Below are 14,426 nucleotides of genomic sequence, written 5' to 3'. Positions count from 1 at the left end.
CAGCACGATTTCGGATCACGGCTCGTCGAAAGCCGTTGGTCTGACTGTCAGCTCTTTCCCCGCTGGATTTTGCCGGAAGATCAGCCCTCCACCAGCTCTCGAGTGCCCGGGAACATAATCTAATACGCTTTCGGAGCTCTCCAGTACCGAGCCTTGATCTCTCAATTCTCCTCGAACTTTCACCTGGGACGCTGTGACACTGGAATCGTTGTGGATTTCGAAAAGGACTTGAAAGCCATCACTGCGCTCTTCTGTCTGCACGACCTGCCCATGGAGGTCCGGCGACCTGTCGCGGTCCAGGATGCCATCCTTGCCAATCCAGACGATGACGGTAAGAACGATTATCGCCGATATCGCACCTGTCACCCATTCTATCCAGTGGGGCGCGCTGGCTTCGATGTTTCTGCCGTTCGAGATTTTCGTCATCGGAGCCTCACAGGATTAGTCGAGCCGCCGCCGCGCCAATGGCGCCGGGAAAGCTCAGAATGACGACAATCATCAGGATTTGGGTGGATCCCATGTCATCGGTTCTATGGAACGTCCAAAGGCAATAGGCACTGATCAAGCCAGCGATCAAGTACCCAGGCAATGTAAAACGAACAAAGGCATGCCAGCTTGGCGTTCCCTCGGCAAGATCATGGCTTCCCCTGAACGACAATGCGTACACGAAGCCGTGCATGGCGGCTAGCGAGCCGACGATGATGACAAGGGCGTGCCAAGGCGTCATCTTGTACGACAGGAGGATCATTTCTTCCGTGGGGGCGACGTTAAGGTTCAGAAACAAGGCACCCACAGCCATGAGAAACAGCTCACCTGCGTAGCTTGTCTCCCTTTCGTGAACAGGGTCATCATCGGCGCTTCCGTCTCCGTGATGGTCATCGCCCGACTGCCCACCGAGTTGGCTCCGGCCCAGCATCGCACCAATGCTCGCAGGAACGGCCTGGAGCGCGATCATGCCGATTATTTCGTGCGTTGACTGATCTTCCTTGATCACCCCAATCGCGACAAGGATCAAAGCGCTGGAAAGGATGCCAAGAGCATAGGCAATGCTCGCATCGCGGATTGCTTGCCTCCATGTCGAGGTCTCTTCGAAGCCCACCCTATCGGAAAGAACGATCAGCAGAGGTATGTTGAGGAGGAGCAGGAGCAGGAGACGGCTGCGATCCATATAAACGCCCAGTTCCCACATCTCCATTGTCATGAGCATAGGTAGTGCGAAGAGGAGTGCCCCTGCAATACCGCGTGCAATTCCTCCGAAAAATTTGGAGGTGTCGAAATCCCGGCCGCTCGTCGCGATACTCAATGCCGCTTCTCCTCAAAATGCGAAATTACCACCTCCCTTAAATAGACTCCGCGCCATCAAGGGCCAGGGTACTTGCAGCGCATAAGCGGGATCGAGCAAGGGAAGTTTCGATCGTGGATGGTCCCGGATTCTCTTGCTCTCCGGCAACCTCGGAACCGTTATCGACCCTGCCGGTTAACTGGGTGGTGGACCGGATATTCAACTATTGAGAGAGGACTTAATATGCCAGAAGAGCTCGACCTGGCCAGTGATGCTGCGCGGACCGGCGAACACGCAGACGAAAACCGTGAAACTCTTTTGCAGGAGGCCCAGGCCAATCTGCGTTCCGCAGATCACGGGCATTTGGAGAAAGCCCAAATGTTGCCCGCGGCATCTGACCTCTCAGACGTCAAAGAATTCTCGCGAAGTTCAAACGGTGACACTTGGTCGATCGGGAAAAATGATCGCGGTGCAATCGTCGTGCTTCATCGTGGGAACCTGCCGTCAGGTGGCCATGCGACAGTTACGACGGTTCGGGACGTTCTCAACGCAGGCCCTGCCGGGCCACAACATGATGCGCTTGTCGCACTGTTGGCGGTAGCCGAAGATCCTGGCGATAGCGCCCAACCAGAATATTTCCCGGGAACAATCTAATCGCGTGCGAAGAAAACCTCGACATACTGTGCCGGGGTTCTGTTTGTAGGTAAGGCCCTGTCGACAACATCTTTCACATAGACTTTAGCCTGCTGGGCATTGCCCTTGGCCTTATGGATAGTCCCTGGCAACCTCTTTTGGCCGCCAAAGGGCGGAGGTTTCTACAATCACAAGACAGTTTGGCAGCTTAGAAACATAGGGCCTCCAAGCGACGGCTGAATTCCTGCGGCTCAGAAGGGCGTGCCGTGGCACACGCCGTCCTATTAAATTGGTTGCGGTTCGACATGTGGCGCATAACCCAAAAGCCATATTTCCATCCGCTCAGGATTGTCGTCATTTGTATATGGACACACCGATGCGGGTTCGCCCCGTTCGGCCGCTTCTTTGCCGCGATGAAAAAGATGCACTCGCTCGATCGGGATTATCTCCGTGTTGGCCACGGTTTCGAACCCTTCGATCCATGCATCCAGTTCAATCGAGCCTTCTTCAAGGTAGGGATTTGTTGTGCGAGGCATCCCGATCCTCGCAGCTCTGCGCCCATAGTCAAAGCATTGTGAAAATTTAACATCCTCAGCAGACACGATGAAATCCCCAAGTTAATGACATAAAACTTAAAGATGCAAGTTCCCACTTCAATCGCCCTTCCTATGACAACCCTAATCCTCACGGTCGACAGGAAACCAACTGGAACGAAGCTTGAGGAGCACACACGACAAAAGGTCCGCTCTTGTAAAAGGAGCCTAAGGTCCGGGAGGGGATCCTGTCTGGCGAAACACAGGTGCAGGTGCGCTACTTTTGGCTGATGACAAGACCGTGTACGGAGACGCCCCCACGCGAAGCTAAGCCCAAAGACCGCGTTATTAACCAAGGCAAAAATACGAAGGCTGCAAAACAGCTCAGTACTATGATGAAGCCGCGGCCCAACTTTGCGTTCTTAGCTCTCGCGGCGGGCGCTTCTGTCTTCTCTTGAAGAAAATTCTTGTCTTGTGGCCCGACCATTTTTAAGTCCTGCTCATCACCATATTAGGAGGAGATTCCGGAGGTTCCGGATGCGGAGCGCACAGAACAGCGGAACGGAATCTGGCAACTCCGGCCGTGGCTCAAAGCAGCGGAACCGGTCGCGGCAACAACAGCGGTGACGGTGGCAACAGCAGCGCTACCAGTAGCGACAGCGAATCTAACGGCAGTAATAACTCTGGCGGTGATAGCAGGATGGTAGCCAGACCGGCGATAGCTCGAACACAAACTGTGGCGCTCCGGGCGGCACCCAGGGCGCTGCGCAATCCGAACAGAATAACGACACAAGCACGAATGCGGGCGCAGCACAGGCAGTAACGTCCTGCTCTATAGAGCGCCAGACGCCGGTTCTTTTACCTGGTACCTGCCACACAACTTGCTTTAGGCAGATGGCGCGCTGGCGCGTTTATCTGGGATAACCGGGGTCTCGGCTGAACGAGGGCTGCCGATCGAGGATTATCTGGCTCTCGTTCAGCCTGACGACTTGCCTCGCTTGGCCAAAGCGATTCGCGAAAGCCTCGTTGAGCACACAGCACAACAGGAGCATTGCCGGGTTCTAAATTTGGACGGTCAATTTGTAAGCGTTTGTTTGTTCGGAAAAGGGTTCAGGGACAAGGATGGGGTGCCCGTCCGATATGTGGCATCGTTGTGCCAGTCGATCAGCCCGGGGAGGCTGCTCACGTCTCTGATTAAGGCGGAAGAGCTCTGGAGCGGCAACCTTTTTCATCATCGCGAGGCATAAATTGCGCCCTCGACGGCTCCGTACGGCATATCCTGCTGCATTTCTCGGTCTTTCCGGGCCAAGAGATGGATTGGTCACGCGTGCAGGTGGCGCTTGGCGACATCACGGCACGCAAGAAGGCGGATGCCTATCTCGAATATCTCGGCAAGCACGACGTGCTGACCAAACTATATAATAGCGCCTTTTACGCCGACGAGATGAACCGGTTGGAGCGCAGGTCGCTTCGCCCGGTGTCGGCCATCATTATCGAGTTCAACGGGGTGAAGGAAGCTAACGATCAGCTCGGTAACGATGCCGGTGACGGCCTGCTGAGGCGTTTCGGCGAGATCCTCAATGGTGCCGTCTCGGTATCGAACCATGCGTGCCGGATCGGCGGTGACGAGTTTGCCGTACTCGTGCCCGGAGCCGACGCAAAAGCAGCAGGCTCGATGGTCGATACGATCATGGAACTCCTAAAGATCAACAATTTCAGTTTTACTCCAACGCGCCGCTCAGCATGTCCTACGGAGTCGCAACCAGCGAAATCGGTGAGACGATCGAGGCGGTCGTTCGGCGCGCGGACGCATTGATGTACGATCATAAGAGGGCGCATTATGCCACCTCGGATAGAGCCGGCGGCGAGGTGCGGACAAGGGCTCGTCCGCGGTAATGCCTCGGAAGATGGCTGGAGCAACGAGCAGCACGACAGCAGATCGAAGAGAGTTGCTGCTCGCACGGATCAACCGGCGGCAAGCCGAGATCCGGGAAGGACATTGAAGAATATCGGAGCGTTCAGCATAGCAACGCCCGGTTCGGGCAGGAACCCGGGAATTCTCGACACGGTTTTGGTGGAGAAAAAGCAGCCGCAGGAGGCTAAGCGTAAGCTAGCCGGGACCGACTGCTACCGGCAAAACCGTTCCATACGACAAACGATTCCGCCAAGGACAGGACAAAAGCGACCACGGGCGATGTCATTCTTCCGGCTATATACTCCTTTTATTAGAGGTAGCTGCTGAATAAGTTTCGGCAAGGGCAATGCGGGAGCCAATCCCTGGGCGGGTCTGGCCACTACAAACATAAACGGAAGTCTCAAGTACATCCGAGGACGCGGACTCATTAGCTGAGGCAATCCATATCCTTGTCGCTGCCAGCTTGAGAGCTGCGAGGCAGTTGTCAGCACGCCGGTCGTATCTCGTCGCGAGGCGCGCATCTGCTTGATGCGGTTGAAGAACCGTTCGACGAGATTGCGCTAACGGTAGACGCAGCGACTGGAGCTGAATGTCTGCTTTCGATTGGCCTTTGGGGATGTTCGCCCAGCATTTGCGTTGCTTGGCAAAATTACGAATTGCATCAGTGTCGTATGCTTTGTCGGCAAAGATCGTCGCGCCGGTTTTCAGGTCGCTCAACAGCTTCTCAGCCATAGGATCATCGGCCGCCTGACATGCGGTAGCTCCAGGCGAACCGACAAGCCATCAGCATCGACAAGAGCATGGATCTTCGTCGTCAGGCCTCCGCGAGAACGTCCCATGCAAGGATCGGCAGCCCCCTTTTTAGCATTAGCACCATGCTGGTGAACGCGGACACAGGATGATTCGATCATCACGATATCGCCGTCGTAACACTTTGAAACGGCACCCAGAAGGCATCCAAGACACCTGCTTTGCGCCAGCGGGAAAACCGATTGTAGAGTGTCGTGCGCGGGCCATAACGTTCCGGCACGTCGCGCCAGGACGATCCGGTTCTGAAGCGCCAAAAGGATGCCATTGAATACTCGGCGATCGTCAACACGTTCAACTCCACGGGTATTGGTCGGCAGAAGCGGTGCGATGATAGTCCATTCTTCGTCGCTCAATTCGTGACGGCGCATGGCAATCTCCTTTCAAAGAGATTGAATCACACACCGTTGCCAAGATGAACCCTGTTTATGGGGACACTGCCTAGTGGCACGTTAGGCCAGATCGGCGAACACTTTTTGAAGCTGCCCCAATGGAACCGGTTTTGTCAGATGGAAGTTGAAACCTGCCTCACTTGCCAATTCCTTGTCGCGCTCCTGACCCCAGCCGGTCTGCGCGATGATCGGGGTATTTTGAAACCGCGCTTGGCTGCGAAATGCCCTGCAGACCTCATACCCGTCCATGCCTGGAAGTCCGATATCGAGCAGGATGACGTCGGGACCGTAGTCCATCGCGGCATCCAGCGCCTCTCTGCCGTCATGCACCGCCTCGAACTGATGGCCGATATCCTCAAGCATCATTCCGAGCGTATCGGCGATGATCGGATTGTCGTCGACCACCAGTACTCTCAACGATCGGAACGAGGAAAGTTCGATAGTCTGCGGCTCACTGGTCGTGATGATCTGTGGCGCGGAAACAAGAGGAAGCCTGATCGTGAATGTACTGCCTGTTCCTGGCCCGGAACTGTGGGCGTCAACCGTGCCGCCATGCATTTCAACGAGTTGGTTGACGAGAGCAAGGCCAATTCCGAGGCCGCCTTGTGCACGATTGAGATGGTCGTCGATCTGTGTGAACAACTGGAAGACCTTGGCCTTCATGTTCTCCGGTATTCCGACGCCATTATCGGTCACCCTCACTATGGCCTGCTGCCCTTCAGCTGCGGCAACAATGCTGATCTGACCTCCGCGCGGAGTATATTTGGCGGCATTGTTGAGGAGATTGCCAATCGCCTGCGACAGGCGGATTTGATCGCCGTCAACCCAGAGCGAAGCCTCAGCCAGATCGACCATCAGCTCGTGCCCTCCCGCGTCAATTAGCGGGCGGCTTGATTCAATCGCCGATCTGATGATTCCGTCAATCCGCACCGTATCTCGCCTGAGTTCGATTTTTCCCTGGCTGACCCGGGAAACATCAAGAAGATCATCGATCAGCCTGACGAGATGAACAAGTTGTCGATCCATCATGTTGCGGATTTCGCCGGAATTTTCGCCTGCTGGATTACGCTGGAGAATGTCGAGACCATTGCGAAGTGGGGCCAGCGGATTGCGCAGCTCATGCGCCAGCGTGGCGAGGAACTCGTCCTTACGGCGGTCGGCTTCCTTCAGCGCCTCGGCCTGTTTTTGAAGCTCGTCCCTTTGTTCTGCGATTTGCTGCCGTTGACGGAAGAGTTCGAAAAACACCTCAGCCTTGCTGCGCAGGACGTCTGGCTCGATTGGCTTCTGGATAAAGTCGACCGCGCCGGCCTCATAACCCTGAAACCGCCAGCGGCTATCTGCGGTGTTGCCGGCCGTGACGAAAATTATCGGGACACGCCGGGTTCGCTCATTGCCACGCATAAGTTCGGCAAGCTCGAAGCCATTTAACCCTGGCATCTGAACATCGATCAGAGCGAGGGCGACATCATGCTCCAGCAAGAGCTCCAGCGCCTGGTCTCCCGATCGCGCTTTTAAAAGGTTCAGCCCTTCGCGGCGTAGCAGGGCCTCAAGAGAGAGCAGATTCTCTTCGAGGTCGTCGACCAATAGAAACGATACCTGATCCATCTCAGCCCACTCTCCTCAAATAGTCAGTTATGCCCTGAAGCGATAAAACCGCCGCGTCCGGGCAAAGATCCAGTCCCGCTTGGGGCATCGCGGCGGCAAATGCTGTTTCGGGATCTTGGACGATCACCTCTCCGCCGGCCCTCGCGATCAGAAGAAGGCCCTTCGCGCCGTCGTGATTTGCACCGGTCAAGAGCACAGCGACAACATCTGGTCCGTAGATGTCTGCGGCGCTTTCAAACAGCACATCGATCGACGGTCTGGAAAACAGCACCGGCTCCTCATTGGTGAGGGCGAGAGTATGATCCTTCTCAACCAAAACATGATAATCCGGCGGCGCAAAATAGGCGGTTGATGGCCGTATCGGTTCCTTGTCTTCGACCTCGGACACCCGGATTTTGCATTTCGCGCGAAACAGTTCGGCTAGCACACTGCGCTTGTCGGGCGGAATATGCACGACAATAAAAATCGGCAGCCGAAAATCTTCGGGAAGCGCCGGAAGGATTACCGACAGCGCCTCGAGCGCTCCGGCAGACGCGCCAATCACGATTGCCCTCGGCAAGGATCTGATCATTTCCCACCCTTTTGGTAAATCTTCTCCTCGCGCACAAACTCCTGAAAATCATCGGCATGCGCAGAAAATCGCAGGTTTTCCTTGGCCCCAATTCCCAAAAAGCCCTTGCGCGCCAGTGAATCTTTGAACAGGCCAATGGCGCGGTCCTGCAGAGGTCTGTCGAAATAGATCATCACATTGCGGCATGATATCAGATGCATCTCACCGAAAACCGCGTCGGTGACGAGGCTATGGTCTGAAAACACCACACGGTCTCTCAAGGTCCGGTCAAACGTGACGCGGCCGTAGCCCGCGCTGTAGTAGTCGGAAAGAGAGGATTTGCCGCCCGAGCTGCGATGGTTCTCTGTAAACAGCTGGATCCGGTCGAGATCATAAACACCGGCCTCAGCGCCTTGCAGCGCATCCTGGTTGATGTCGGTGGCGTAAAAGATCGTGCGGTCCTCAAGCCCTTCCTCCCTGAACAGGATCGCCAGGGAATACACTTCCTCGCCGAAACTGCATCCGGCGATCCAGACCTTGAGGGATGGGTAGGTCCGCAGATGTGGAACGACATTGTCGCGGATGGCCTTGAAATAGCTTGGGTCGCGAAACATCTCGCTCACCTGAACGGTGAGATAGCCAAGCAGCGTTGGGAGCATGGTTTCGTCGTGGAGTAGACGCTCCTGCATCGCAGAGATTGTTGCAAAGCCGAGCTGCTCACGCGCCTGTCTCAACCGGCGTTTGATCGATCCCATCGCATAGTTGCGGAAATCATAGTGATACCGGACATAAAGTGCTTCCAGCAGGAGCCGGATCTCGATGTCCTCCACTTTTTCGAATGTCTCGATCACCGCGGCATCCATACACGTACCAGAGAAAGAAGCTTTTCCACGTCAAGCGGCTTTGCCATATAATCATTGGCGCCGGCCTCGATGCAGCGCTCTTGATCGTCCGGCATGGCCTTTGCTGTCAGGGTGATGATCGGCAGCTTCTTCCAATTTGGATTTCTGCGAATCGCACGGGTCGCGGTCAATCCGTCCATGACTGGCATCATCACATCCATCAGCACCAGATCGACCGCTGTCGCCGGATCGTTCTGAGACCGCTCAAGCTTGTCGAGAGCCTCCTGGCCGTTACGAGCAATCTCGATAAGTGCGCCGCGGGGCTCAAGGATATTGGTCAACGCGTAGACATTACGAACGTCGTCTTCGACGACCATGATCCGGCGACCTTCCATAAGCGCATCCCTATTGCGCGCCTTGCGGATCATCTTTTGTTGCTCATCAGGCAGATCTGAAACCACCTGATGCAGAAACAGCGAAACCTCATCAAGAAGACGCTCGGGCGACTTTGCTCCCTTGATGATGATGGACTTCGAATAACGACGAAGTCGCTGTTCTTCGTCAGCAGACAGGACGCGGCCGGTATAGACGATCACCGGCGGGAAGGAATGGCTGTCGTCCGCGCTGATGGTTTCAAGAAGTGAATAGCCGGAAGCGTCAGGCAGCGACAGATCGAGGACCATGCAGTCGAACGTCTGCTCCTTCAAAAGCGTCAGGCATTCCGCGGCCGTTCCGGTGCTGATCGTCTCAACATCATGGGAGGTGAGAAGTTTTTCGACCGCCTCGCGCTGGACGGCATTGTCCTCGACGATCAAAACCCGATGCAGACCTTGGGACAGCCTCGCATCCAGTTTTTCAAGCACATCGATAAGTTGCTCGCGCTGGACAGGCTTCATCATGTAGCCGACCGCGCCAAGCGAAAGCGCCGTTTCGGTGTAGTCGTCCGCCGAAACGATATGAATGGGAATGTGTCGCGTGCGCACGTCACGCTTGAGCCGGTCAAGGACAGACAGACCGGACTGATCAGGCAATCCGACGTCGAGAACAATGGCGCTGGGCATATGCTGTTTGGCCAGTTCCAGCGCCTCATGCGCCGTTCCCGCAACAAGCGCGCGGAAGCCCTTTTCCCGAGCAAGATCCCTCAGGATTGCGGAAAAGCTGTCGTCATCTTCAATCACCAGTAATGTACGACGGCCGTCACTGGCGGCAGCCCTATCGTCCTCGACAATCTGACGGCGTTCAGCAGGCGAAGGGCTCACGTCGGCGACAGCCGGTTCCAGTGATGCGACCGCAACCGCCGAACGGATGTCGCGCGAGGCAACCTGTGCAGGATCATAGGAGACAGGGACAACGACGGTAAACGTGCTTCCGACATTGTGCCGGCTGGTCAGGTGAATGGAACCTGCGAGCAATCGTACCAGTTCTCGGGATATCGAGAGCCCCAGGCCCGTCCCGCCAAAACGTCGGCTGATCGTGCCATCAGCCTGATGGAAGGCTTCGAAAATGCTGTTTTGCTGATCCTCGGCGATACCGATCCCGGTATCAGAGACCGCGATAGCCACCTGACCGTTATTGTCATTTCGGATGGACAGGGTAACCTTGCCCTTCTCGGTGAATTTAAACGCATTTGAAAGCAGGTTCTTGAGGACCTGTTCAAGGCGTTGAGGATCCGTCTCGATTACGGTCGGCGCGTCAGGTGCGATGTCAATCTCGAACGCGAGATCCTTCGATCTCGCGACGGGATCAAACAGCTGCCTGATGCTACCAACAAGTCTCTCAAGAGAAATCGTCTCAGGCCTGATGTCGACATGGCCGGCCTCGATTTTGGATAGATCGAGGATGTCATTGATCAGATTGAGCAGGTCGTTGCCGGAGGACTGAATGGTCTGGGCGTATTTGACCTGTTCCGCGGTCAGGTTGTCATCCGGGTTGTCGGCGAGAAGCTTGGCAAGGATGAGCGAGGAATTGAGCGGTGTGCGCAATTCATGCGACATATTGGCAAGAAAGTCGGACTTGTACCGGCTGGCCTGTTCAAGTTCACGAGCCTTGAGCTGGACCGAAGCGTTGACCTTCTCGAGGTCGTCGCGCTGGCCTTCCAACTGCTGAGCTTGTTCTTCCAGCTGCGAGTTTGTCTGTTCCAGCTCAACCTGCTGCTGCTCCAGGCGAGCCTGCGATTCCTTCAAGGCGCGGCCCTGCTCCTCAAGTTCCTCATTGGAAACGCGCAGTTCTTCACCCTGGACCTGCAATTCCTCGGCCTGTCGCTGGGTCTCGCGAAGCAGGTTCTGAAGGTCACTGCGATATTTTGCCGAGCGTACGGCAGTTGCGATCGATGCCGACGCCTGATCGAGAAGTGTAAGAACCGTGTCATCGACAGGGTGCAGAAAACCGAGTTCGATCACGCAATTGACCGCGCCATCAATGCTTCCAGGAGAAATGATGATATGCCGCGGCTTGTCGGCCCCAAGTGCCGACCCGAAGGCGAGATAACCGTCAGGTACATCGGCAACCAGGATCGGCTTTGCACTCGATACTGCCTGGCCGAGCAGTCCTTCCCGAGGTTTGAAGTTGGCGGGCACGTTTGCGCCGTTGGGAACGCCCCAGCTCGATGCACGCTGGAAATCGTCTTCATCCTTCACGAAAATCGCAGCCGCCACGGCATCAGTATATCGGGTAAGAAACTCCAGAATGCTGTCGCCGAGATCTTCAATGCGTCGGTCTCCGGTGACGGCGGCATTGAGGCCGACCTCACCGGATTGCAGCCAATCCTGCCGCCGCCGCGAAAGGGTTGCCTGGCGCATCAAGAATGCGATCGCGACGGTCAGCAAGATACCGAGCAATCCGGCCAGCACGCTGCTGGCAAACGCTGTGGTGTAGGCACTGTCCATTTCCGCAAGCCGCAGCATTCGCAACCGCGTCTCTTCCTGCCGCATTGCCGTGAGTTGCTCACGAACAGCGTCCATCTCTGCTTTGCCGCGATCGGAATTGACGAGCGCGAGCGCTGCCTGCTCGCCTTGTGTGCGCCGCAGATCGATCGTCTCGCGCAGCTCGGCGAGTTTCCCTTCGATCCGAGATTTCAAGACTCCCAGCCTTTGCCGCTGCGAGACATTGTCGCTGATCATCGCATTGATCGTTTCAAGACGTCGCGGAATGGCCATGAGAGCGGACGTGTATGGCTCTAGGTAACGTTCGCTTTCGGTCAATAAAAAGCCGCGCTGCCCCGTCTCGGCGTCCTGGATATTGGAAAGCAGATCGGAGAGGCCGACAATGACTTCATGCGAGTGCACGACACGCTCATTGTTCGAGCGAAGGGTCTGGACATTATACCAGGAGACTGCTGCGCTGATGATGAAAAACGCCAACGCTCCCGCAAGGCTAAATGCGACGGAAGGGTCGAGGCCGACGGTTCGCCGCGACGGTGTCGCGACATTGGACTTTATCATGGATATCTCGAGGAAAGAGGAAGCAATCTGATCGGTGAGACCGGTAGCTGGATCGACGTCGTGGCGCAATTATGTAGTGATTTTCGAACGGCAAAACGACGGCTACACCGAAAAGAGAAGTGCTCGAGATGAGGAGGTAAACTCAAGGGAGTTGAAAGGCGCAGCAACGCTCGACGTATCTGCGGGTCGCCCGTGCCAGAGTGGTTACGGAATATTATCCCGCAATCCGGGCCTGCCTGCACCATTCAAAGAACCAATCTATATCTTACACTGTCTCACTTTGAGCCCGGTAATGCCTGAGCGTAAAAATGGTTCCGGAGAAAAGAAAGATTTTTTAGGTCTATTTGGACCTGCCCGTACTGCGAGCGCGCATTGCATGAAGTCACTCAAAGCTTCGAGGGAGCGATTAGATAACCGCGTTAAATTTTCGCGCTGGCAGCCGGGGGGGAACCATTTACGTGACGGCCATCGACCAGCCGCACGTGATGGAGGAGAGGTCGGTGCTTTACTTATCGCGGCTCGTCGATGTTACGCCCTCTTGATCCGATCGCTGATTGGCCTCGTTTGGCCATATCGTAAGAGCAACGCGGCCGCTGCATCCCTGTCCACAGCCTTTGAGAAAAGAAAACCTTGGCCAAGGAGGCATCCAAGAGACAAAAGCCTTTCCAGTTGGGCTTCGTCTTCAAATCCCCTCCGCCACCACCCGTATGCCGAGCTTTTTGGCGATCTGAACCAACCCCTCCACGATGAAGCAAGCGGGTTCGAGCGGCCCCAACTGGTCGATGAAGGATTTGTCGATCTTGATGATATCGACCGGCATTGTCAGCAGATGGGTAAGCGACGCGTACCCGGTGCCGAAATCGTCGAGCGCGACGCGCAGGCCGCGTTCTCGAAGCTTTCGGATCTGGCCGGCAATCTCATCTGCAAGCCGTCCCAGATAGACCGACTCAGTCACTTCGAGGATGATGTGATCGAGCTGGACATGCGGCCGCAAACGCATCACACAACCGCTCTCCCAGATTACCTATGTGAAGGTCGACCGCAGAAATGTTGATCCCGACGTGCTGGAGGGGAAGGCCTTCATCCAGCCAGGAGCTGATATCATCCGCCACTTGAAGCAGCATTCGCTGTGTGAGGTCTGAGGCAATTTTTGCATCCTTGGTTGCCTCATGAAACATCGCGGCGGCAATGATGTCACCACTATGGGTCTGCATCCGGCAGAGCGCTTCAAACCCCACCACCTCGCGCGTATCCAGTCGAACTATAGGCTGGTAGAACGCTCTAATCCGGTCTTCCCGAAGCGCGAGTTCGGTATCTCGAACAGCACGAAATCGCCGGGTAATCGCGGTTCCAAGCCCAGAAGCATATTCAAAGAAGTTGCCCCGTCGTGTGTCCTTAGCATGATAGAGTGCGACGTCGGCATTCTTGAGCACCCCTTCAGCGGATGCGGCTTGATCCCGTCGCGAACCACCAATTGTTGCTGCGGGAAAAACCACATGACCCGCGCAATCGGCAGCTTTTTTCAGCGTCTCGAGGATCTCGGCAGCAGGCACCTTCAGGTCGACAGTCTCTGCCGCTCCGGTAACGACAATCGCAAACTCGTCGCCTCCCAACCGGAATGTGTCATAAGCACCAACGACCGCCGACAACCGTTGCGAGACGATCCGGATCAGGTCATCACCGGCGGTATGCCCAAACGTGTCGTTGACCAGTTTAAGGTTATCAAGATCAAGAAGAAGGATCCCCCAGTTGTTTGCGCATGTCGTCAGATCCGACAGCCGCTGCTGAAAACGAAGCCTGTTTGGCAGGCCTGTCATCCAGTCCGTGTAGCTCAGTCGCTCACGCTCCGCCACGCGCCGGTCTCTTTCGATTGCAAGGGCGCACAAATGGACGCTCGCATCCACGATCTCCTGTTCGCGCAGGGACGGGCCGCGCTGCTCGCGAAAATAAAAGGCGAAGGTCCCGACCACTTTCTCATCGATTATGATCGGCGAAGACCAGCACGCCCGATACCCGAGCGGTGATGCCATATCACGAAAGTCTCGCCAGCGGGGATCGGTCGCGATGTCGGTGACGACGACAGGCTTTCCTAGGAACGCTGCAGTACCACAGGAACCGACGAGGGGGCCTACCCGCAATCCGTTGATGGCGTTGGAAAAATCGTCCGGCAGGGTGGGGGCCGCCAGGGTTTGTAACCGACCCTCGTCCACGGCAAGGACCGAGCAGACAGCGTCAGTGGCGATCGCCTCGACTGCTCTGCAAAGACTACCAATCGTGATTTTAAGGGGCTCGCCTCGAGCGATCTGTTCCAGAATTACGTTTTGCAGCTGCAGCGTCATTACAAGGCCCCAAGTTGGAGCCGATGTTACATTCACAGCCTTGAATTCTCGTTTAAGATATACGTAAAGTCTAATATAAATTCGCTCA

Annotated in this window: 8 protein-coding genes and 4 pseudogenes; 3 read left to right on the top strand and 9 right to left on the bottom strand. The window is 55.8% G+C overall.

The window, feature by feature from the left end; genetic code table 11:
* Positions 1-15: 15 nt before the first annotated feature.
* The gene (locus HNQ72_RS22505) at positions 16-426 is read right to left on the bottom strand and encodes a TIGR02588 family protein (protein WP_183995479.1); all 411 of its coding nucleotides are present in this window, start codon (positions 424-426) and stop codon (positions 16-18) included.
* 7 nt (positions 427-433) lie between these two features.
* Positions 434-1,303 carry a TIGR02587 family membrane protein gene (locus HNQ72_RS22500; RefSeq protein WP_183995477.1) on the bottom strand — a complete coding sequence of 290 codons (870 nt, stop codon included), beginning with the start codon at positions 1,301-1,303 and terminating at the stop codon, positions 434-436.
* Between the two features lie 222 nt (positions 1,304-1,525).
* Here HNQ72_RS22500 and HNQ72_RS22495 point away from each other — a divergent pair, with 222 nt between their 5' ends.
* Complete coding sequence (locus tag HNQ72_RS22495; protein WP_183995475.1) at positions 1,526-1,936, top strand: hypothetical protein; 411 nt, start codon at positions 1,526-1,528, stop codon at positions 1,934-1,936.
* 263 nt (positions 1,937-2,199) lie between these two features.
* Here the strand turns inward: HNQ72_RS22495 and HNQ72_RS22490 are convergent, their stop codons facing one another.
* Positions 2,200-2,517 (bottom strand): Rmf/CrpP family protein, encoded by a 318-nt coding sequence (locus HNQ72_RS22490; RefSeq protein WP_183995473.1) that lies wholly within the window; start codon positions 2,515-2,517, stop codon positions 2,200-2,202.
* An 833-nt stretch (positions 2,518-3,350) separates the two neighbouring features.
* Here HNQ72_RS22490 and HNQ72_RS30665 point away from each other — a divergent pair.
* Positions 3,351-3,584 (top strand): annotated as a pseudogene (locus HNQ72_RS30665) (PAS domain-containing protein); the annotation flags it as partial.
* Positions 3,585-3,653: 69 nt separating this feature from the next.
* A pseudogene (locus HNQ72_RS22480) lies at positions 3,654-4,344 on the top strand (GGDEF domain-containing protein); the annotation flags it as partial.
* Positions 4,345-4,795: 451 nt separating this feature from the next.
* Here HNQ72_RS22480 and HNQ72_RS22475 read toward each other — a convergent pair.
* From HNQ72_RS22475 to HNQ72_RS22450, 6 genes and pseudogenes are all read right to left on the bottom strand, one after another.
* Positions 4,796-5,547 (bottom strand): annotated as a pseudogene (locus HNQ72_RS22475) (IS5 family transposase); the annotation flags it as partial.
* A 75-nt stretch (positions 5,548-5,622) separates the two neighbouring features.
* Entirely contained in the window at positions 5,623-7,167 is a 1,545-nt protein-coding gene (locus HNQ72_RS22470; RefSeq protein ID WP_183995471.1) for a response regulator, read from the bottom strand.
* 1 nt (position 7,168) lies between these two features.
* Positions 7,169-7,738 (bottom strand): chemotaxis protein CheB, encoded by a 570-nt coding sequence (locus HNQ72_RS22465; protein WP_183995469.1) that lies wholly within the window; start codon positions 7,736-7,738, stop codon positions 7,169-7,171.
* A complete protein-coding gene (locus HNQ72_RS22460) occupies positions 7,735-8,580 on the bottom strand; it encodes a CheR family methyltransferase (RefSeq protein WP_183995467.1) in 846 nt (281 codons plus the stop codon). Before HNQ72_RS22460 ends, HNQ72_RS22465 begins: the two co-directional genes overlap by 4 nt.
* The gene (locus HNQ72_RS22455; protein ID WP_183995465.1) at positions 8,565-11,999 is read right to left on the bottom strand and encodes a response regulator; all 3,435 of its coding nucleotides are present in this window, start codon (positions 11,997-11,999) and stop codon (positions 8,565-8,567) included. The genes HNQ72_RS22460 and HNQ72_RS22455 overlap by 16 nt, the downstream gene beginning before the upstream one ends.
* Before the next feature lie 528 nt (positions 12,000-12,527).
* Positions 12,528-14,338 (bottom strand): annotated as a pseudogene (locus HNQ72_RS22450) (putative bifunctional diguanylate cyclase/phosphodiesterase).
* Positions 14,339-14,426 lie beyond the last annotated feature (88 nt).

This window comes from Aliirhizobium wenxiniae (assembly GCF_014201355.1).
Classification (GTDB): domain Bacteria; phylum Pseudomonadota; class Alphaproteobacteria; order Rhizobiales; family Rhizobiaceae; genus Neorhizobium; species Neorhizobium wenxiniae.
Note: the sequence above shows the minus strand (reverse complement) of the source record. Positions and strands in the feature narration are given on the sequence as shown.

Coding starts and splice junctions, on each gene's coding strand:
- HNQ72_RS22505 (WP_183995479.1), bottom strand. CDS start 426: ATGACGAAAATCTCGAACGGCAGAAACATCGAAGCCAGCGCGCCCCAC.
- HNQ72_RS22495 (WP_183995475.1), top strand. CDS start 1,526: ATGCCAGAAGAGCTCGACCTGGCCAGTGATGCTGCGCGGACCGGCGAA.
- HNQ72_RS22470 (WP_183995471.1), bottom strand. CDS start 7,167: ATGGATCAGGTATCGTTTCTATTGGTCGACGACCTCGAAGAGAATCTG.
- HNQ72_RS22465 (WP_183995469.1), bottom strand. CDS start 7,738: ATGATCAGATCCTTGCCGAGGGCAATCGTGATTGGCGCGTCTGCCGGA.
- HNQ72_RS22460 (WP_183995467.1), bottom strand. CDS start 8,580: ATGGATGCCGCGGTGATCGAGACATTCGAAAAAGTGGAGGACATCGAG.
- HNQ72_RS22455 (WP_183995465.1), bottom strand. CDS start 11,999: ATGATAAAGTCCAATGTCGCGACACCGTCGCGGCGAACCGTCGGCCTC.